Genomic DNA, 19,739 nt, shown 5'->3' with positions numbered 1-19,739 from the left:
CTGGGGGCGGCCCGCCGAGCCGGGCGAACCCTTGCCCCGGTTCCCGACCCTGCCGCGGCTCATCGTGAGTGTTTAGTCGGGTTAGAACCCTACTTACCACTCACGACCCCACCCCGGCCCCGACCGCCGTGCTCTACAACCCAGCCTTGCCGTAAGCCGTGAATGCCACATTGAGGGACCTAGTGTCCCTCAATGTGGCATTCACGGACTTCGGTTGAGCGGGGCGGTCAGCGCACCGTCGCGGAGGAGCGGAAGGAACGCACCCGGGCACCTGGGCGGTAGGTGCGGTGCCGGGTCTGCCGTGGCTTGTCGTGAGTGGTAAGTCGGGTTCTAACCCTACTTATCACTCACGACCCCGGCCCCCGCCAGTCGCAGGGTGGCGAGACGAAGGCCCCGACGGGGCGCTGCGAAAGCGCCAACCGTTCGGGGCCTGAAGACGGAAGGACCGGCTCGCCGGTCCGCCCTCAGAGGGCGGACCGGTGGGCCGGACGCGTTCCCGCGTCCGCGACCTGCTCGGCGGTCGCACGGGCCGCCGCGTCGAGCAGGACCGAGAACCGGGGGTCGGTGCGGATTTCGCGGTGCCAGGCCACCTGCGTGAAGACCTGGAACGGCGCGGTCCACGGCACCTCGACCAGCCGGCCGTCGGCCAGCTCGGTGGCGACGCTGAGCCGGGGCAGCAGCGCGATGCCCAGCCCCGCGGTCAGCGCGTGCTTCACCGCGTCGATCGAGCCGAAGGACAGCGCCCGGATCCGGCTGTCGGCGGCACCGCTCAGCGTCCGCTCGAACAGGCGCTGGTAGCCACTGTCCCGGTGCGCGCACAACAGCGGGTACTTCGCCAGCCGCGAGGTCGGCACCGGCTCCCGGCCGAGCGGGCCGTCCGGGCCGGTGACCACCACGAGCGGCTCCGGGCACAGCAGGGTCGAATCGGCCTTCGGCGAGGACTTGCAGACGTCGATGAAGAACGCGCAGTCGACGTCGGAGTCGCCGATCCGGCTCCACGGGTCCTCCTCCATCGGCCGGATCTCCAGCGCCAGCTCGGGGTGCCGCCGGTACAGGTACTCGATGATCGGCACCAGCCGGTAGGAGGCGAGCCCGCTGTCGGCGCCGACGCTCAGCGCGTCCCCGGAAGCGGCGCCCTCGAGCACCGTCTCCTCCGCCATCTGGCTCAGCTTCACGATCTTGTGGGCGTAACGCCGGAACCGCTGGCCGGCGGTGGTGAGCCGGATGAGCGCGCCGGTGCGGTGGAACAGATCGCAGGCGAGGTCGCGCTCCAGCTTCTTGATCCGGGCGGTGACCGTCGGCTGCGCCAGGCTCAGATCGCTGGCGGCCTTGGTGAAGCTCGACTGCTCGGCCACGTTGAGGAAAGTGGTGAGGGACGCGGTGTCCACAGGTCACCACCGATCCTGGCGAGCGGCGCGGGGGTCGATGCCCACGCCGCGGCGGATGGTCCCTTCGTCGATCGAGGCGGATTTTCGCGGCACGGCCTCTTCCCGCTCGTCGTGGTTCTGGTGAGAAGTGCTCGCCGTCAGATGCCGACGGCCTCTCCGGCCGGCCGTGGTGGCCGCCCTCCCGCAGTGGTGGAACTCGGTCCCGAACACGAAACCTCCTAGGTGCCGCCTACTCGCTGCCGGCACGAAACCCTTCACGACGAACGTCCCCCGATCGACACCCTCGGCCCTTTCCGGCTCCGGGTGACCATTCGATTATTTCGTTCATGCCCTTGCCGAAAGTCCTTGCCAGGCGGCGGGGAACGGCCTTGGCCGACGCTCACCCGCTGGTTGACCCACTTCGGATACCACCCGTAAGTGGCTGGCAAACTGCCACTATCCGGCAAGGAAAACTGCTCGTTCTCACCCAACGTGGCCGGCTGAGAAATTGTCCTTCACCCCAAGAGAGCAACGTCGCTCCAGCTCCCGATTCGACCGCAGGCGGCCGGAGCAGTCCCTTTCCGACCAGCGGGTTTACGGACGCCCGGGTCGGGCTTGCACTTTTAGGAATTGTTCGCACGCACGCGCCCGGCGACGACGGATCAGCCGAGCACCAGGCGCAGCAGAGCGCTCACGACGGCAGCGCCGATCATCGCGGTCAGGATGGACCGCTTGGCGGCCAGCAGAGCCACTCCGACGCCGACGCCCGCCAGCGCGGTCAGCGTCCGCATCGAGGACACGTCACCCGAGGCCGGCCACAGCAAGGTGACCACCAGCCCGGCCATGAGAGCCGGAGTCGCGCAGGTCAGCGCGTTGCGCAGCCAGGCGGGCAGTTCCCGCCCACCGGCGGCCAGCGGCACCACGACCCGCAACGTCAGCGCGGTGACGCCGAGCGCCAGCACGATCACCCATTGGTACGTCATCGCCGCACCCCCAGAGCCGCCCCCGCCACGGCACCCGCCGCCCCGGCCACCAGCACCGGGATACCCGGCGGGGCCCAGGAGACCAGCGCGGCCGCGACGAGGACGCCGAGGACGGCCAGGACCCACGCGCGCGTGGTCTTCAGGTGCGAACGCAGCAGGCCGAGGAAGAACACCGGGTACGCGGCGTCCAGCCCCAGCCGTCCCGGATCGCCGATGGCGTCACCGAGGACGGCGCCCAGCGCGGTCCCGGCGGTCCAGCCGCACAGGCACAACGAGCCGGCCACCCGCAGCGTGCGCAGGTCGTAGCGCCCCTCACCGCGGTGGGCGATGGCCCAGGAGCCGTCGGTGATCAGCAGCGCCGTCCCGGCCCGCGACCACGCGGACCCGGTCAGCGCCGGGGCGATCGTGGTGCCCATCAGCAGGTAACGCGCGTTGAGCGCGGCCGCCGCGCCGACCACGGCCCAGACCGAGCCGTGCTGGCCGATGACGGCGACGGCGCCGTACTGGGCGCTGCCGGAGAACACGAGCAGCGACATGGCCACCGGGGCCAGCACGCCCATCCCGACCGAGGCCGCGAGCGCGCCGAACGCCATGCCGTCCGCCAGATCGGCCGCGGCCACCGGCAGCACCGGGCGCACGACCCGGGCCGGGGAGCGGGGTTCAGTGGTGGTTTCGGTCACGACAGCTCATCTCCTCGGACTCGTCACGAGTCGACGTTACCAGCAAAGCCGAGTGTTGGTAACCCGAGCGGGTGACCGTACCGCTCTGCAAGACATCTCCGCCCTCACCTGTAACTCACACGGCGAAAATGCTGGTAACGTGCCTGCCATGGTTCCCCGTCCCGCCGCACCACCTCCGCTCGGCGTCGTCCAGCGCCTGGTCAACACCCGCGAGCTGCTGGAGGACCGGGACGACCTGAGCACCCCGGCCGGCCTGGTGGCGTGGGCGGATTCCGAAGGCCTGCCGTGCCCCGCCCGGCCGACGGAGGCGGACCTGACCCGCGTGCGCCGCCTCCGGGAAGCCCTGCGGCAGCTGCTGGGCGCCCCTGAAGGCGCACCGGCCGCGGTGAGCGCGTTGAACGGCGAACTGGCCCGCACCGGCACCCGCCCCCTCCTGCGGGTTGACCCACCCGGTGCGGAGTTCGTCGGCGACGACGCCACCGCCCTGGACACGGCGATCACCCGGGTGCTCGCCACCGTGGTGACCACCCGCTTGGACGGTTCCCTGCACCGGCTGAAGACCTGCGCCGCGGAGGACTGCCTGTGGGCCTTCTACGACCGCTCCCCCAACGCGGTCAGCCGCTGGTGCGAGACGTCGGTCTGCGGCGCCCGGCACAAGATGCGCGCCTACCGGGCCCGCCAGGCCGCGAGCACCTCGGGCTGAGCCCGCCCGATGTCGTGAGGGCGGACAAGACGCTCCGCAGATACCGCTTACGCCACCGGCAAACCGCTCCGCGACCGGAGACCCGGCGTTCACCGCAACCGGGATCCGCGACGCGCTGACGGCCTTTCCCGGACCCGGTCCAGGAAAGGCCGTCAGCGGGGCCGGAAGTGCGACCGGCGAGAATTTTCGCGCATTGTTCCCCTCCATCGAGGGCCCCTCTTGCGGGCACCGGCCCGGCTCGTCCGTTTTCGGCGATTCCCCTGACACGCCCACGGCCGCAGAACACATATCGGCCCGTCAGAAAATTTCCGTCAGCCACTCGAAAGAGTTACCGTGGACGTCACCTGGAGGGAGCGGACCCATGACCCGTGTGACGCGCAGGAGGACTTTGCCGGCCCTGGTCGCCGTGGTGGCGCTGGCGGGCGCCATGGGCGCCGCTCCCGGGGCCACCGGCCTGACGCCCCGGCAGCTCGCCGGCCAGCGGGTGATCTACTCCTACCCCGGTCTCACGCCACCGGACGCGCTCCTGCAGCGCATCCGGGCCGGCGAAGCGGGCGGCGTCATCTTCTTCGGCGAGAACGTCCAGAGCAGCCAGCAGATCGCCGGGGTCGTGCGGCAGCTGCGCGCCGCGTCGGCGCAGAGCCCGGTGTCCTGGCCGCTGCTGCTGCTGACCGACCAGGAGGGCGGCCAGGTGCGCCGGCTGCCCGGCGAGCCCGCCCTGTCGGAGAAGCAGGTCGGGCAGGCGGCCGATCCGGTGGCCGCCGCGACCGCCGCCGGCACCGGCGCGGGCCGCACCCTGACCGCGGCCGGGATGAACGTCAACCTGGCCCCGGTGCTCGACGTCTACCGCCAGGCCGGCGACTTCATCGACCGCTACGGCCGCTCCTACAGCAACGACCCGGCGGTCGCCGGGCGCCTCGGCGCCGCGGCCGTCACCGCGCAGCAGGCCACCGGCGTCGCGGCGACGGCCAAGCACTTCCCCGGCCTGGGTTCGGCCCCGGCGAGCGCGAACACCGACGTGGCGCCGGTGACGTTGAACGTGCCGTTGCCCGAGCTGCGCGCGAAGGACGAAGCGCCGTACCCGACGGCGATCCGGGCCGCGGTCGACCTCGTGATGTTGTCCTGGGCCGTCTACCCGGCACTCGACGCCGGGCGCCCGGCCGGGCTCTCCCCGGTCGTCGTCCGGCAGGAACTGCGGCAGCGCACCGGTTTCTCCGGCGTCACCATCACCGACGCGCTGGAAGCCGGGGCCCTGAACGGTTACGGGACCACCGGCAACCGCGCGGTGCTGGCGGCCGGTGCGGGAACGGACCTGATCCTCGCCTCGGCCCGCGACGTCGCCCAGGGCGACAGCGCCGCCGACGCGCTGGCCGCCGCGCTGGGCAACGGCACCCTGCCGAGCGCGGACTTCACGGCCTCGGTCGACCGGATCTCCGCCCTGCGGAGCCGGTTGCCCTGACGCCGGCCATCACCGGACCGAGCGATCCCGGGCGGCCGGTCCGCGTGGCACCATGATCGTCATGGATGAGTTCGAGGTGGGCGAGACCGTCCGGATCACCGGCCGGACGATGACCGGGAACGTCGGCACGGTCGTCCACTTCGACGGCAAGCGCGACAAGTACCTGGTGCGTGTCGGCGCGATCACCCAGAACTACTTCCCGGCGGCGGAGCTGGAGCGATTCTCCGGCTAGCGTTTCCCGCTCGTCACACGCGGACAGCGCGTGACAACGGCCGATCTGCAATTTGCTGAATGCATATCGCCGCGATAAGCCTCGCCCGCACTCCGCTTCCGCGCGGAAAACGAATGCCGGACCAGGTCATCGGACAGGCGAACAAGTCACAAAGCCGCGCCGCCCTGACTCCCGGAAGAATTAATCAGATTGCTCCGAACGGGCGTACTCATCACCGCCGCGGACACATAACGTCACCTGCCTACGCAACGGACTGCCACTACGCGAAGCGAGCCTTCGCGCCCGGGCACGTCGATTGCCGCACTCGAACGTGATCGCCCGACAGGAGAACCCCTTTTCATGACGATCGACCTGGCGTTGAAAGAAGCGATGAGCATTCCCGGCGCCGTCGGCGCGACACTCGTCGACTACGAGAGCGGGATGTCGCTCGGTTCGGCGGGCGGTGGTGACTGGCTCGACCTGGACGTCGCCGCGGCCGGCAACACCGAGGTCGTCCGGGCGAAGCTGCGCGTGATGGCCTCCCTCGGGCTGGACGACGCCATCGAGGACATCCTCATCACGCTCCACCGCCAGTACCACGTGATCCGGCCGCTGTCGGCCCGCGGCAACTCGACGCTGTTCCTCTACCTCGTGCTGGACCGCGAACGCGCGAACCTCGCGCTCGCCCGGCACAGCCTCAAGCGCATCGAGATCAGCCTGTCCGTATGAGCGGTACCGACATCCACAGCCAGCACTTCAGAGCGCCGCTGCCGATCCGCAAACCGTCCACCGCGACCACGAGCCCGCCGGAACGGGCGGTCACGAGCCCACCGCCCGACTCGGGCCGCACCCTCGAGGTGCTGCGCACGATCCGGGGCCAGGTCGACCAGGTCGCCGGGCTGCTCATGGCCACCCACGACGGCCTGGTCCTCGCCGACGACACCGACAGCGTCGAGCCCGACAGCGTAGCCGCCATGTCGGCGGCGGCCATCGGGCTCGCCGCGCAGTTCACCGCCCAGGCCGGCATCGGCGAGTCACGCTCCGCGATGTTCGAAGGCAGCTCCGGCTACGTCTGCGTCTTCCCGGTCGAAACGTCGCTCCTGCTGGTCGTGTTCGGCCAGCCGGACATCACCATGGGGCTGTTCACCCTGGCCGCCAAGCAGGCGCTGACCCTGTTGCGGCACACCTCCCTGGCGCCGGCCGGGTCGCGCCCCGCCGGGCCGGCACCGGAGTAGGACCGGTTCAGGACCAGGCGATCTCGCCGCTCCGGGCGACGAACCGCCCGGAGCCGGCGCCGGGCTCCTCGGTGGCCAGGCCGACGATGGCGTCGGTGCCCTCGGTGACGGTCTGCGGGCCGCTGTGGCCGTTGAGGTCGGTCGCCGTGTAGCCGGGATCGGCGGCGTTGACGCGGATGCCGGGAAACGCTTTCGCGTACTGCGTGGTCAGCATCGTGAGCGCCGCCTTCGAGGCGGTGTAGAGCGGGGCGACGACGCGGGACTCGGCGCGGGCCGGGTCGTGGGTGAGCGCGAGGGAGCCCATCCCGCTGCTGACGTTGATGATCACCGGGTCCGCCGACCGGCGCAGCAGCGGCAGGAACGCGCTGGTCGTGCGGACCACGCCGGCAAGGTTGACGTCGAAGACGCCGAGGGCGTCGGCGCCGGTCAGGCCGGTGGGGTCGCCGGCCGGGCCGTGCACGCCGGCGTTGTTGATCAGCACGTCGATCGCGCCCTCGTGCGCGGCGACGTCGGCGGCCGCGGCGGCGACCGACGCGTCGTCGGTCACGTCGATGAGCACGAACCGGGCGCCGACCGCGGCGGCGGCGAGCGCGCCCGCCTCCGGGTCGCGGGCGCCGGCCAGCACGGTGTGGCCGGCCTCGACGAGGCGGCGGGCGGTCTCGCGGCCGAGACCCTTGTTCGCTCCGGTGATGAAGGTGATCGTCATGCGGTCGATCCTCGGCCCGCTGCGTGCGGCCGGCCAGGGACGCCTCGACGGTAGGAACAGCCGTACCACCCTCGACGCCGGGTCCGGCGGCCGTGCCCGGGGAAGATGGGGGCATGACCACGACACCCGGGACCGGGCTGGGCGCGATGATCCGCACCTGGCGGGATCGGCTGCCCCCGTCGGCCGCGGCGCTGCCGGTGGGCCGGGCCCGCCGCGCGGCCGGGCTGCGGCGCGAGGAGCTCGCCGACCTCGCCGGCCTGTCGGTCGACTACGTCGTGCGCCTGGAGCAGGGCCGGGCCACCACGCCGTCGGTGCAGGTGGTCGCCTCCCTCGCGCGGGCCCTGCAGCTCTCGACGCCCGAACGGGACCACCTGTACCGGCTCGCCGGTCTCACCCCGCCGGCCGGCGGCACGATCTCCGACCACATCCCGCCCGGCGTCCACCGCGTGCTCTCCCGGCTCGGCGACGTCGCGGTCGCGGTGTTCGCGGCCGACTGGCAGCTGGTCTGGTGGAACCGCGGCTGGGCCGCGCTGCTGGGCGACCCGTCCGCTGCGGAGCCCCGCCTGCGCAACTTCGCCCGCGACCGGTTCCCGCTCGGCGCGGGCCCCGCCTGCCTCGCCCAGTGGCCGGTGACCGAGCTCGACAGCGACACGACCGACCTCGCCGTCGTCGCCGACCTGCGGCGCGCCACCGGACGCTTCCCGCACGACGCCCGCCTCGCCGGCCTGATCCGCGAGCTGACCGCGGGCAACCGGCGGTTCGCGCGGCTGTGGGCCACCGGCGCCGTGGCCGCCCACCGCGAGGACGACAAGACGATCGACCACCCCTCGGTGGGACCGATCGAGGTGAACTGCGACGTGCTGGGCGACGGCGACACCGAGCTCAAGATCGTCATCATGACCGCCGTCCCCGGCAGCCCCGCCGAGACCAAGCTGCGCCTCGCCGCGGCCACCGGGCCACCGGTTCGGGAGCGGGCCGCACCGGCCGGGCGGTGAACCCGGCCGGTGCGCACCTCACCGGCGGGAGACGACCGCCGCGGACGTGCCGCCGTCACGGCGGGCCGGTTCGCCCGCCGCGAGGACCCGGCCGTGGGGCAGGAACTCCAGCCCGGCCGCGACGCCGATGTCGCCGACGTCGGTGAAGCTCTGGCCGAGTGCCTCGAGCCCCGCCGTGGTCGGCTGCGCGATGAACGCCGCCTCGGCGTCCGTCGTCGCCGCGTTGCGCTGGGACGCGCGGGGGGCGGCGATCGCCTGCGGCAGGCTCATGCCCAGGTCGATGCGGTTGACGAGGATCTGCAGGACGGTCGTGATGATCGTCGCGCCGCCCGGGGAGCCGACGGCGAGGAACGGCTTGCCGTCGCGCAGCACGATGCTCGGGGACATGCTCGAGCGCGGCCGCTTGCCGGCCGCCGGGAGGTTCGGGTCGGGGGCGGTGCCCTGGGTGGGCGCGAAGTTGAAGTCGGTCAGCTCGTTGTTGAGCACGAACCCGCGGCCGGGCACGGTGATGCCGCTGCCGGCCTGCTGCTCGATCGTGTTCGTGTAGGACACGACGTTGCCCTGCTTGTCGGTGACGACGAAGTGGTTGGTGTGGTTCTCGTTGCCGTCGGCGGACGCCGCCGGGACGGTCTTGCAGCCCTGCGGGTGGTACGGATCGCCCGGCGCGACGGGGCTCTGCCCGGCCCGGGCCGGATCGATCTTGCAGGCCCGGGTCGCCGCGAACGACCGCGACAGCAGCTGCTGCTGGGGAACGTCGACGTAACGCGCGTCGCCGATGTAGCGGTTGCGGTCGGCGAAAGCGAGCCGGCTGGCCTCCAGGTAGTGGTGCAGGGCCTGGACGGTGGACATCTTGCCGAGGTCGAAGTTCTGCAGGATGTTCAGCGATTCGCCGACGGTGATGCCGCCGCTGGAGGACGGGGCCATGCTGTAGACGTCGTAACCCCGGTAGTTCACGTGCGTCGGCGCGGCGTCGAGCGCCCGGTAGGCGCGCAGGTCCGACAGCTGCATCGGGCCGGGGATCGGCGTGATGGTGGCGTTCTTCGCCAGCGGCAGGTGCTGGACGGTGTTCACCAGGTCCCGGCCGACCGCACCGCCGTAGAACGCGCCGATGCCTTCGCGGCCGATCTGCCGGTAGGTGGCGGCGAGGTCGGGGTTGCGGAAGACCGAGCCGGCGGCCGGTGCCTTGCCGCCCGGGAGGAACAGCTTCGCGCTCGAGCTGAACTGGCCCAGCTTGGCCGCTTCCTCGGTGGTCTGGTTCGAGAAGGCCGGGTCGACGACGAACCCGCGGTCCGCCACCTGTTCCGCGGGGCGCAGGTTGTCCGCCAGGCTGAACCGGCCCCACTTGTCCAGCGCCCGCTGCCACGTCGCGAGCATGCCGGGCACCCCGACGGACCGGCCGCTCTCGACTGCGGTTTCGAACGGGTAGGGCTGGCCGGTGGCCGGGTCGATGAACATCTTCGGGCCGTCGGCCGCGGGGGTGGCCTCGCGGCCGTCGATCGTGGAGATCTTCTTCGTGTGGGCGTCGTAGTAGACGAAGTAGCCCCCGCCGCCGAGCCCGGCGACGTAGGGGTCGGTGACCCCGAGGGTGGCGGCCACGGCGACGGCGGCGTCGGCCGCGGTACCGCCCCGGCGCAGGACGTCGATCCCGGCCTGGGTGGACTCGGGGGTGTTGGAGACGACCGCCCCGCCGGACCCCACGGCCACGGCCTGTTTCGGTGGTTGGGGCTGGGCCTGACCGGGCGCCGCGGCCCCGGTCAGCACCAGGGTGGTGACGACGCCGACCGTGAGGACTGATCGGACTGTGCGCATGAGCGTCCCTTCTCCGGGACGAGTGACCACCGCCCTGGTGACCACGCTGTCCGGAAGCACCACCGCAGGTCTAACACCGGTGCGGGGGAAAGAAAATGGGCTTGAGGAAGACTTAGTGATTCCCGGAGTACCCGGCGGCGGTGGACCCCGCACCGGTCACCGTGGTAGAAGTAGAACCTGTTTCACTTTGATCACCGGTGCCTGGAGGTGCGCGGATGGGCGTCCCGACCGTGACCGAACTGCTGCTGGCCCGCGCCGACGACGAGCGTCCGGGCCTGCGGTTCGAGGACGAGACGTACACCTGGGCCGAGCACGTCCGGGCTTCCGCCTGCCGCGCCACCGACCTCCGGGCGACGCTGGACCGGGACAAACCGCCCCATATCGGCATTCTGGCCGACAACGTACCGGCGTTCTCCGTCCTCCTGGGCGCGTGCGCGTTCGCCGGGGCGGTGCTGGTCGGGCTCAACCCCACCCGCCGCGGCGAGGCCCTCGCGCGCGACATCCGGCTCGCCGACTGCCAGTTCGTGGTCACCGAGCGCAAGTACCGGCCCCTGCTGGCGGGCCTGGACCTCGGCGGGATCAGTGTGCGGGACCTGGAGTCGTGGCCGTCGGCGGACACGCCGCTCGATCCCGTCCCCGCGTCGGCGGACGACCTGCTCATGCTGATCTTCACCTCCGGCACCAGCGGCGACCCGAAAGCCGTGCGCTGCACCCACGGCAAGATCGCGTTTCCCGGCGCGATGCTCGCCCAGCGCTTCGGACTGTCCACAACGGACACGGTCTACGTCACGATGCCGATGTTCCACTCCAACGCCATCATGGCCGGCTGGGCGGTCGGGCTCGCGGCGGGCGCGGGCATCGCGCTGCGCCGCCGGTTCTCCGCGTCCGGCTTCCTGCCCGACGTGCGGAAGTTCGGCGCCACCTACGCCAGCTACGTGGGCAAGCCCCTGTCCTACGTGGTCGCCACCCCGCCACGGCCGGACGACGCGGACAACCCCCTGCGTCTCGTCTACGGCAACGAAGGCGCGAGCGCCGACCTGGCCGCGTTCGAGAACCGCTTCGGCTGCAAGGTCGTCGACGCGTTCGGCTCCACCGAGGGCGGCGTGGGCTTCGCCCGCACCGACGACACCCCGGCCGGCTCCCTCGGCCGGCCCGCCGAGGACGTCGCCATCGTGCACCTGCACACCGGCCGGCCGTGCCCACCGGCCGCGTTCGACGCCGACGGCCGGCTGACCAACGCCGGGGACGCCGTCGGCGAGCTGGTCAACACCACCGGTGCCGGCTGGTTCGCCGGGTACTACCGCGACCCCGGAGCCGACGCGGAGCGGCTGCGCGGCGGCCGGTTCCACACCGGCGACCTCGCCTACGCCGACGCCGCCGGGTTCTGCTTCTTCGCCGGGCGGCTCGGCGACTGGCTCCGCGTCGACGGGGAGAACCTCGGCACCGCGCCGATCGAGCGCATCCTGCTGCGGCACCCCGCGATCACCGACGCCGCCGTCTACGCGGTGCCCGACCCGGTGACCGGGGACCAGGTGATGGCCGCCATCGTCCTCGGCGACACGCCCCTGGACCCCGCCGGGTTCGGCCGTTTCCTCGCCGGCCAGCCCGATCTCGGGCCCAAGCAGGTGCCCCGGTACGTGCGCACGGTCCGGGAGCTGCCGCGGACGTCGACGTTCAAGGTCGTCAAGCGCCAGCTGTCCGCCGAGGGCCTGACCGGCCCCGACGTCATCTGGGAGCGCGCCGGGCGGGACATCGCCTACACCACGATGTCCACTGTGGACAATTCCGTGTGAGGTCAGCCGACGTGCAGGGTGGCCGGGTCACTTGTCGTGCTGCCGGCCAGGTTGGTGAACACGGCTCGATACCGCGTGCCGTCGGCCGCGCCGCTCACCGTGATTGTCGGTGACGTCGCCGCCGGGACGTCGGCCCACTCGCCGCCGGGCGGCCGCTGCTGCCAGCGCACCAGCGGGGCCGGGTCGCCGAGGGCGTAGGCCGTGAACGTGGCGTCCGGTGCGGCGGTCGCGTCCCGGGGCTGCTGGGACACCGCCGGAGCGGTCGGCTCTGCCGACGTCAGCTGGATCGGGACGACGTCGCCGCCGGTGACGGCCACCGCGATCCGGCCGATCGCCAAGCCGCCCGTCCCGATGTTCAGCCGCAGGTCCGAGTGGTTGTTCTCGCGGTTCGCGAACGCGGCGTCGGGCAGCGGGACCACCGCGGTCCGCCAGGTTCCGGTGTCCTCCCCGGTCACGGCCGCCGACTCGCGGTAGGCGTTGTTCGGCACGTCGGCGCCCGAGTCGTACTGGATGTTCCAGCTGCCGGTCCCGCGGTCGAAGTAGCTGACGTACGCGGTGGCCTGGTAGCTACCGCCCGGGACGACGCCGTCGTCGAGGTCCAGGTAGACGAACGGCGACGCGGCACCCGTCGTCGTGCGAGCGGGCAGCCCGCCCGCGGTCACCGGGATCGTCCGGCCGTCGTCGCCGTCCCGGACGCTCGCGCCGTGCGCGCTGTCCGGGTCGCCGAACGAGTCGCCGACGATCGCGGCCCCGCCGGCCGGCTGCCCGACGCCGACGGCGAAGACGTGCGTGGCCGGGCTGCCCGCCGCCTGGCCCGGCGCGCTGTCGGGCAGGACCACGTACCGGACCGTCTTCGCCGGGTCCAGCGTCGTCCAGGCCAGGTAGACGTGCACGTTCTGGTTCTGGCGCGCGCTGTCCGGCCCGACGTTGATGTACGGCGTCGTGGCCGCGATCGACGTCCCCGGCGACGCGCTGCCCGACCACCAGTCGGCGAAGGACAGCGTGTAGCTCTGCGTGCTGCCGTCGGTGTAGACGACGGTGCCCGGCGCGGACGTGCTGCCGAAGGCGCTGGCGCCGAGGAACCCGAGCAGCCGGCCCGAACCGCTGACCGGCAGCACCTGACCGGCCGCGATGACGTTGTCGGGGACGTTCGGCCGCGGCCACGCGAAGGTGATCCCGCCCGCGGTGACGGGCTGTCCCGGCGCGAAGCCGGCGGCGGCCAGCGCCTGGGCCGAGTAGTTCAGGCCGCTGCCGTCGAACGCGCCGGCGGCGGGCAGGCCGTCGTCGCTGATCCCGGAGTTGTTGTAAGCGGCCGCCACCGAGCCGTACGGCACCTTGACGTCGCCGCTGGAGGTGAACGTCCCGGCGCTGGACGTCGCGGTGAAGCCGATCGGGTAGGTGCCGGGCTGGGCGTCTGCCCCGGCCGTGACGGTCCACTTCACCGTGACCGACGCGCCCGCCGGGACGCGGCCGGAGCCGGCCGGGGTCGACGGCGTGGCCGTCCAGCCCGCCGGGAGAGCGATCGCCACGGCGAGCCCGCGGACGTCCTTGGTGCTGCCGTTGACGAACGTCGCCGTCGCCGTGCCCTGCTCCCCCGCCGCCAGGAACGCCGGCACCGTGCTCGTCAGCGTGCCGGTGACGACGATCGGCGCCGACCCGGAGACGCCGTTCACGGTCGCGGTGATCGTCGCGACGCCGTCCTTGATCGTGTGCACGATCCCCTTGCCGTCGACGCTCGCGACGTCCGGATTGCTGCTCTGGTACGCGACACGAGCACGGGTGAGGTCCACAAAGGACTGGTCGTCGTTCACCGCTTCGACGACGTCGTCCGCGACGATGCCCAGGTCGCGGTCCGGCTGCTCGGCCGGGTTCGTGTCGTCGGCCAGCCACCGGTTCGCGCCCGTCAGGTCGAGGCTCTGCCCGGGGTGGTACACGACGGCCTCGGGCTGCACGGTCACCGTCTTCACGCGCGGCTTCGGCGTCCCGGTCACCCGGACGTCCTTGCGGGCCAAGATCGTCGCCGCGTCGGTGCCCACCCGGAACTGGTAGGTGCCGTCCGCGACGGTCTCCCGCGAGTGGGCGGTGTCCCACAGCGCGAGGTCGCGGATCCGCACCGGCAGCACGAGGTGCTGCGTCTGGCCTGGAGCGAGCGACCCGGTCTTGCGGAACCCGGCGAGGCGCTGCAGCGGCTCGTCACCGGTGCCCGCGCCGGGCGTGGCCACGTACAGCTGCGCGACGGTGGTTCCCGGGCGCTGTCCCGTGTTCGTCACATCAAGACTGACGTTCACCGTGCCGTCGGCAGACACCGCTTGGTGGTCGAGCGCCACGTGCGAGTACCGGAAGGTGCTGTAGCTCAGCCCGTAGCCGAACGGGCGGGTCGGCGCGCCGGTGAAGTACTGGTAGGTCCGCCCCAGCCCGCCGGTCGCGGCGGCGCTCAGCCCGTAGTCGTGCACGTCCGGCAGCTGCGCGTCGCCTTGGTACCACGTGAAGTCCAGGTGCCCGTCCGGGTTCTGGGCGCCGAACAGGACGTCGGCGAGCGCGGTGCCCTGGCTCTGCCCGTTGTAACCGCTGAACAGGATCGCCGGCACCTTCGCCTCGACGTCGCCCAGCGCGACCGGCCCGAGGGTCTGCAGCGCGAGCGCGGTCCGCGGGTTGCCCAGCGCGCTGACCTGGTCGATCAGCGACGTGTAGTTGCCCGGCAGCGCGAGCGACGCGCGGTCGTGGCCCTCCCCCGCCGTTGCGCGGTCCGTGCCGGCGGCGATCACGACCAGGTCGGCCGCCCGGACGGCCGCCTTGGTCGCCTCGCTCAGCACCGCGGGCGTCGTCGCCGTGGTCGACGTCCCCGCCGCGTCGAAGACGACGGACGCGTTCGGCAGGGCGGCCCGGATGCCCTGCACGGCGTTGACGGTGTGGGTCGGCTGGCCGCTGTAACCGCCGAGCGTCACCGTGTTCGCCAGGTCGCCGAGGACGACGACCTTCGCGGTCTTCACCGGGTCGGCCGGCAGCAGCGGAGCACCACCCGGCAGCGGCGCGTTCTTCAGCAGCACCAGGGAGTTGTCGGCGACCTTCGTCGCGAGGGCCTGGTGCGCCGGGCTTTCGATGACGGACTTGCCGATCTTCGTGTAGCCGACCCGGTCGGCCGGGTCGAACTCGCCGGTGGCCATGCGCGTGGTGAACAGCCGGACGAGACCGGCGTCGAGCACGCCTTCGGACAGGATGCCCGCGTCGATGGCGGTCCGGATGTTCGTGAGCGTCGCCTGGTCGCCCGTGCAGTTGAGCTGCGTCCCGGCACGCAGGCCGTACGCCTCGGCGCCGGCGGCCGCCGGGATCGTCGCGCCGGTCGTGGTGTTCGTCCAGATCACCTGCGCGCCCGCGAGGGACGCGCGCCAGCCCGGCGCGGCCCACAGGTGCCCGCCCGGCGGCGGCTGCCACGCCGTGGCGATCGCGTCGCAGTCCGACGTCGTGTAGCCGTCGAAGCCGAAGGTGCGCTGGGCCAGCTGGTTCACCAGGTAGGTGTTGACCGCGCCGGGCGTGCCGTCGATGGCGTTGTACGACGTCATCAGCCCGCTGACGTGGTCGTCCTCGACGAGCTTCTGGAACTGCTTGAGGTAGTACTGGTGCAGGTCGGCCTCGGTGGTCGGCGAGTCGCCGGAGAGCCGGTCGTCCTCGACGTTGTTGAGCGCGTAGTGCTTGGCCGTGGCGGCCACCTTGAGGTACGGCGTCATCGGCGTGCCATCGAGCGTGTATCCCTGGTAGCCGTCGACGAACGCGCCGGCCATCTGCGCGACGAGGTACGGGTCCTCCCCGAACGCCTCGTCGGTGCGGCCCCAGCGCGGGTCGCGGTCGAGGTTGACCGTGGGCGCCCAATAGGTGAGGTCGCCGTACTCGCCGACGTCCGGGCCGATGTTGTTCTGCCCGGTCCCGAACAGCGACTTGTCCAGGAAGCCGCGGGCCTCGTCGGAGATCGCCGTCGTCTCGGCGTAGGTCAGCGCCGGGTCCCACGACATCGTCGCGGCGAAGTTCACCGGGAAACTCGTCGCGTGCACGTCGTCCACGTCGCCCTGGCCGCCCGCGCCGGCGTCGCCGCCGAGCCGGTTCAGGCCGTGCTGCCCTTCGCTCCAGTAGGTGTACTGCTGCACGCCGAGCCGCGGAATCGCGGGCGCGTTGTTCGTGTGCAGCTGCTGAACCTTTTCCGGCAGCGTCATGCGCGAAACCAGATCGGCGGCGCGTTCGGCGAAGCTGTAATGGGTGTCCCGGTAAATCGGCGTGCCGGGCGCGGGAGCCGCGACGGCCGCATCGGTGACCACGGCAGTGGTGACGGCGATTCCGCTCAGCGCGGCGACGGCGAAAGCCGTGTACCGGTGGGCGGGACGCGTGTGGGCCATGGGAAAACCTCCAGGGGCGGACCGACGCGAGAAGCCACACTTCCGCCGTTCAGCACGGAAAGTCAAGGGCGGAACGCGATCTTGTCCCCTTTGTTCGACGCAAAACCGGAACAGGACAAGACGTAAAATTTCAGCAAGCTCCCTACGGCGTGAGCGGTATTGACAGATATGGGAGAAATGCCGACACTTCGAGGCGCCGCCTGACCGCGATGCCGACGATTCCGGAGGCTTGCCGTGCGCCGATCCCCGTCCCGGAAAACGTCGTGGAAAGCGCTCCCCGCCGCGATCCTGCTCGCGCTCGGCGTCGCCACGCCGGCCACCGCGGCCCCCGTGGCGGTGCCGCTCGTGACGCATCCCGCGCAGTACGTCGACCCGATGATCGGGACGGGCACCGGCGGCGCGGAAGTCGGGCAGATCAACAACTTCCCCGGCCCGGCGGTGCCGTTCGGCATGCTCCAGTGGAGCCCGGACACCCCCGGCGCGTACGCCGGTTATTCCTACGACAGCACGCAGATCAGCGGCTTCAGCCTGACGCACGCCTCCGTCGGCTGCCGGCAGTTCGGCGACGTGCCGATCCTGCCGGTGGTGGGTGACGTCGGCGCCGCGCCGTGGAACCGCTCCGAGACGTTCTCCCACACCACCGAAACGGCCCGAGCCGGGGCCTACAGCGTGACGCTGGCCGACTCGGACGTGCGCGTCGACCTGAGCTCCGCGACCCGCACGGGCCTCGCCGCGTTCACCTTCCCGGCCAGTGACCGGGCGCAGGTGCTCGTCAAAGCGGGCGCCAGCCTCAACGGCAACCAGGCCGCCGGCCTGCGGACGGTCGGCGACCGCGAGGTGACCGGCTCGGCCACCACCGGGGACTTCTGCGGCAAGCAGAACAAGTACACGATCTTCTTCTCGGTGCGGTTCGACCGCCCGTTCACGACGGCGGGTGGCTGGGACGGCACGACGGTCGGCGCGCCCGGCTCGTCGATCGACGTCTCCGGCCCGCACTCCGGCGGCTACCTGACGTTCGACACGCGGACGAACCGGACGGTCCACGCGAAAGTCGCGATCTCCTTCGTCGACAACGCCGGCGCCCAGCGGAACATGGCCGAGATCCCCGGCTGGGACCCCGGCCCGGTCCAGGCCGCCGCGCGCACCCAGTGGGACGACGTCCTCGCGCGCATCCAGGTCGGCGGCGGCACGGACGCCCGGCTGCGGACGTTCTACACCGCGCTCTACCACTCGCTGCTGTACCCGACGACGTTCAGCGACGTCGACGGCCGCTACCTCGGCTTCGATGCGAAGGTCCACGCGGTGAGCGGCCACCAGCGCGTCCAGTACGCCAACTTCTCGCTGTGGGACACCTATCGCTGCCTCGCCGCGCTGCAGGCGTTGCTGCTGCCGGACGTCGGCAGCGACCTCGCCCAGTCGCTGGTGAACGACGCCGTGCAGTTCGGCTGGCTGCCGAAGTGGCCTGTCATGAACGGGGAGTCCGGGGTGATGAACGGCGACAACGTCGTCCCGTTCCTCGCGTCGCTGCACGCCTTCGGCGCCCGGGACTTCGACACCGGCACCGCGCTGACGTACCTGCTGAAGGGCGCGACGACACCCGCCCCGGCCGGGTTCCCCTACCTCGAACGCCAAGGCGTCGCCGACTACCAGGCCTACGGCTACGTGCCCAACGACCGGGCCGAACTGGGGCACGTACGCGAAGGCGCGTCGCAGACCCTCGAGTACGCGATCGACGACTTCGCGATCTCGCGGTTCGCCGGCGCGCTCGGCCGGGGCGACACGGCCGGCGCGTTCGCGGCGCGCGGGCAGAACTGGCAGAACGTCTTCGACGGCGGCACCGGCTACCTGCGGCCCAAGGACAGCACCGGCGCCTTCCCCGCCGGGCCCGGGTTCGTGGCGCCACCACCCGGCCAGTTCGGCCAGGACGGCTTCGACGAGGGCAACGCCGCGCAGTACAACTACCTCGTCCCGCAGAACATGGCCGGGCTGATCACGGCCATGGGCGGCCGCGACGCCGTCAACCAGCGGGCCGACGCGTTCTTCCGGCTGCTCAACACCGGGCCGAACCTGCCGAACCAGTGGTCCGGCAACGAGATCGACTTCGCCACGCCCTGGCTCTACGACTACACCGGGCAGCCCTGGAAGACCCAGGAAGTCGTCCGCCGCATCGAAACCCAGCTGTTCTCCGCGACCCCGGACGGCGAGCCCGGCAACGACGACCTGGGCGCGCAGTCGTCCTGGTACGTGTGGGCCGCGCTCGGGCTCTACCCGGTGACGCCGGGCACGACCGACCTCGCGTTCGCCAGCCCGCTGTTCCCGAAGGCCGTGATCCACCTGGCGAACGGCCGCGCGATCACGATCGACGCCCCCGCCGCGGCCGACGATCACCCCTACGTAACGGGTCTGACCCTCGACGGCAAGCGGTGGGACAAGACGGTCCTGCCGGACACGGCGCTGCGGTCCGGCGCGAAGCTGACCTTCGCGCTTTCGGCGCAGCCCAACACCTCCTGGGCGACGGCGGCCGGGGCCGCCCCACCGTCCTATCAGGACCGTCAGGCGCCCGCCATCGGCTACACCAGCCCGAGCGGCGGGGTGGTCACGGGCCAGGGCACGTCGTTCCCGGCGACCGTCGGCGTGGTCGACGCCGGTGGCCGCGCCGGTCCCGTGCGCTGGACGGCGAACCCCCCGGCGGGCATCACCGTGACGCCGTCGTCGGGCGTGCTGCGCCCCGGGACGAGCCAGACGGTCACCGTCGCGGTCACCGCCGACGCGGCGCAGGGCAGCCACCCCGTGCCGGTGAGCTTCGCCGATTCCACCGGAAAGGCGCTGCCGGGGAGCACGATCGGCGTGACGGTGCCCGCGGCCGACGGCGCGGCGACCGTGTGCGACACCCTCGGCGCCACCGACACCGAGTGCGGCCTGCAGCGGCTCGACAACGACGACGGCCGCTCCGAAGCGGGCACCGTCGCGGGCCGCCCGGCCCGCACCACGGTGAACGGCTACCTGTACTTCGGCGTCACCAACGACCTCGTGCCGGGCGGCTCCGCCTACACGGCCACGATCGACGTCGACTACTTCGACCAGGGCACCGGGACCTGGAACGTCCAGTACGACTCGACCGGGGAGCCGTACCAGGGCAGTGCCTCGGTGACGAACACGAACACCGGCACCTGGAAGACGGCGACCTTCACCCTCCCCGACGCGGGGTTCGGCAACCGGGAGAACGCCGGCGCCGACTTCCGCATCGCCACCGGTCCCGGGTTCGGCATCGCCCGGGTCCACGTCCGGGTGTCCGGCGGGAACGTCCTGGCGCTGCACCTCTGCCCTGGAGACTGAGCCCCGGGCGGTGACCACCACATGGCCGGACCGTGAGCCGCCGAGTGGCCCAATCCGTGAATTTCCGCCCGGCTTCC

General features: G+C 72.0%; 14 protein-coding genes. 8 read left to right on the top strand and 6 right to left on the bottom strand.

The genetic code is table 11. The features are described 5' to 3' along the window. Positions 1 to 464: 464 nt before the first annotated feature. The 3 genes from OHS58_RS07095 to OHS58_RS07085 form a co-directional block, all read right to left on the bottom strand. Positions 465 to 1,388 (bottom strand): LysR family transcriptional regulator, encoded by a 924-nt coding sequence (locus OHS58_RS07095; protein ID WP_326950644.1) that lies wholly within the window; start codon positions 1,386 to 1,388, stop codon positions 465 to 467. Between the two features lie 641 nt (positions 1,389 to 2,029). After that, positions 2,030 to 2,350 (bottom strand): AzlD domain-containing protein, encoded by a 321-nt coding sequence (locus tag OHS58_RS07090; protein ID WP_326950645.1) that lies wholly within the window; start codon positions 2,348 to 2,350, stop codon positions 2,030 to 2,032. After that, entirely contained in the window at positions 2,347 to 3,030 is a 684-nt protein-coding gene (locus tag OHS58_RS07085; protein ID WP_326952478.1) for an AzlC family ABC transporter permease, read from the bottom strand. The genes OHS58_RS07090 and OHS58_RS07085 overlap by 4 nt, the downstream gene beginning before the upstream one ends. 148 nt (positions 3,031 to 3,178) lie before the next feature. Between OHS58_RS07085 and OHS58_RS07080 the strand changes: the two genes are divergently transcribed. The 5 genes from OHS58_RS07080 (at position 3,179) to OHS58_RS07060 (ending at position 6,638) form a co-directional block, all read left to right on the top strand. Beyond that, positions 3,179 to 3,733, top strand: coding sequence for a CGNR zinc finger domain-containing protein (locus OHS58_RS07080; protein ID WP_328647598.1), 555 nt, complete (start codon positions 3,179 to 3,181; stop codon positions 3,731 to 3,733). 361 nt (positions 3,734 to 4,094) lie between these two features. Then, positions 4,095 to 5,192: a glycoside hydrolase family 3 N-terminal domain-containing protein gene (locus tag OHS58_RS07075; protein WP_328647597.1), complete on the top strand. Its 1,098-nt coding sequence runs from the start codon at positions 4,095 to 4,097 to the stop codon at positions 5,190 to 5,192. A 61-nt stretch (positions 5,193 to 5,253) separates the two neighbouring features. Continuing rightward, positions 5,254 to 5,424: a hypothetical protein gene (locus OHS58_RS07070; RefSeq protein WP_328647596.1), complete on the top strand. Its 171-nt coding sequence runs from the start codon at positions 5,254 to 5,256 to the stop codon at positions 5,422 to 5,424. Between the two features lie 339 nt (positions 5,425 to 5,763). Then, positions 5,764 to 6,132, top strand: a complete 369-nt coding sequence (locus OHS58_RS07065; RefSeq protein ID WP_247052939.1) for a hypothetical protein — start codon at positions 5,764 to 5,766, stop codon at positions 6,130 to 6,132. After that, a complete protein-coding gene (locus tag OHS58_RS07060) occupies positions 6,129 to 6,638 on the top strand; it encodes a roadblock/LC7 domain-containing protein (protein ID WP_326950649.1) in 510 nt (169 codons plus the stop codon). Before OHS58_RS07065 ends, OHS58_RS07060 begins: the two co-directional genes overlap by 4 nt. A gap of 7 nt (positions 6,639 to 6,645) precedes the next feature. Here the strand turns inward: OHS58_RS07060 and OHS58_RS07055 are convergent, their stop codons facing one another. Further along, complete coding sequence (locus OHS58_RS07055) at positions 6,646 to 7,344, bottom strand: SDR family NAD(P)-dependent oxidoreductase (RefSeq protein ID WP_328647595.1); 699 nt, start codon at positions 7,342 to 7,344, stop codon at positions 6,646 to 6,648. 113 nt (positions 7,345 to 7,457) lie between these two features. Here OHS58_RS07055 and OHS58_RS07050 point away from each other — a divergent pair, with 113 nt between their 5' ends. Next, positions 7,458 to 8,339, top strand: a complete 882-nt coding sequence (locus OHS58_RS07050) for a helix-turn-helix transcriptional regulator (protein WP_328647594.1) — start codon at positions 7,458 to 7,460, stop codon at positions 8,337 to 8,339. Positions 8,340 to 8,357: 18 nt separating this feature from the next. Here the strand turns inward: OHS58_RS07050 and ggt are convergent, their stop codons facing one another. Next, the gene (gene ggt, locus OHS58_RS07045) at positions 8,358 to 10,148 is read right to left on the bottom strand and encodes a gamma-glutamyltransferase (protein WP_328647593.1); all 1,791 of its coding nucleotides are present in this window, start codon (positions 10,146 to 10,148) and stop codon (positions 8,358 to 8,360) included. A 215-nt stretch (positions 10,149 to 10,363) separates the two neighbouring features. Between ggt and OHS58_RS07040 the strand changes: the two genes are divergently transcribed. Then, the gene (locus OHS58_RS07040) at positions 10,364 to 11,941 is read left to right on the top strand and encodes a long-chain-fatty-acid--CoA ligase (RefSeq protein WP_328647592.1); all 1,578 of its coding nucleotides are present in this window, start codon (positions 10,364 to 10,366) and stop codon (positions 11,939 to 11,941) included. Positions 11,942 to 11,943: 2 nt separating this feature from the next. Here the strand turns inward: OHS58_RS07040 and OHS58_RS07035 are convergent, their stop codons facing one another. Then, positions 11,944 to 16,326, bottom strand: coding sequence for a glycoside hydrolase family 3 C-terminal domain-containing protein (locus OHS58_RS07035; protein ID WP_328647591.1), 4,383 nt, complete (start codon positions 16,324 to 16,326; stop codon positions 11,944 to 11,946). A gap of 234 nt (positions 16,327 to 16,560) precedes the next feature. Between OHS58_RS07035 and OHS58_RS07030 the strand changes: the two genes are divergently transcribed. Further along, a complete protein-coding gene (locus OHS58_RS07030) occupies positions 16,561 to 19,662 on the top strand; it encodes a GH92 family glycosyl hydrolase (RefSeq protein ID WP_328647590.1) in 3,102 nt (1,033 codons plus the stop codon). Positions 19,663 to 19,739: the final 77 nt, after the last annotated feature.

This window comes from Amycolatopsis sp. NBC_00348, assembly GCF_036114655.1.
GTDB lineage: Bacteria > Actinomycetota > Actinomycetes > Mycobacteriales > Pseudonocardiaceae > Amycolatopsis.
This window is presented reverse-complemented; position numbering and strand designations above follow the sequence as displayed.

What these genes read in the sequence shown, in the direction of transcription:
- OHS58_RS07090 (WP_326950645.1), bottom strand. Translation starts at nt 2,350, where the DNA reads ATGACGTACCAATGGGTGATCGTGCTGGCGCTCGGCGTCACCGCGCTG.
- OHS58_RS07080 (WP_328647598.1), top strand. Translation starts at nt 3,179, where the DNA reads ATGGTTCCCCGTCCCGCCGCACCACCTCCGCTCGGCGTCGTCCAGCGC.
- OHS58_RS07075 (WP_328647597.1), top strand. Translation starts at nt 4,095, where the DNA reads ATGACCCGTGTGACGCGCAGGAGGACTTTGCCGGCCCTGGTCGCCGTG.
- OHS58_RS07070 (WP_328647596.1), top strand. Translation starts at nt 5,254, where the DNA reads ATGGATGAGTTCGAGGTGGGCGAGACCGTCCGGATCACCGGCCGGACG.
- OHS58_RS07065 (WP_247052939.1), top strand. Translation starts at nt 5,764, where the DNA reads ATGACGATCGACCTGGCGTTGAAAGAAGCGATGAGCATTCCCGGCGCC.
- OHS58_RS07060 (WP_326950649.1), top strand. Translation starts at nt 6,129, where the DNA reads ATGAGCGGTACCGACATCCACAGCCAGCACTTCAGAGCGCCGCTGCCG.
- OHS58_RS07055 (WP_328647595.1), bottom strand. Translation starts at nt 7,344, where the DNA reads ATGACGATCACCTTCATCACCGGAGCGAACAAGGGTCTCGGCCGCGAG.
- OHS58_RS07050 (WP_328647594.1), top strand. Translation starts at nt 7,458, where the DNA reads ATGACCACGACACCCGGGACCGGGCTGGGCGCGATGATCCGCACCTGG.
- ggt (WP_328647593.1), bottom strand. Translation starts at nt 10,148, where the DNA reads ATGCGCACAGTCCGATCAGTCCTCACGGTCGGCGTCGTCACCACCCTG.
- OHS58_RS07040 (WP_328647592.1), top strand. Translation starts at nt 10,364, where the DNA reads ATGGGCGTCCCGACCGTGACCGAACTGCTGCTGGCCCGCGCCGACGAC.
- OHS58_RS07035 (WP_328647591.1), bottom strand. Translation starts at nt 16,326, where the DNA reads ATGGCCCACACGCGTCCCGCCCACCGGTACACGGCTTTCGCCGTCGCC.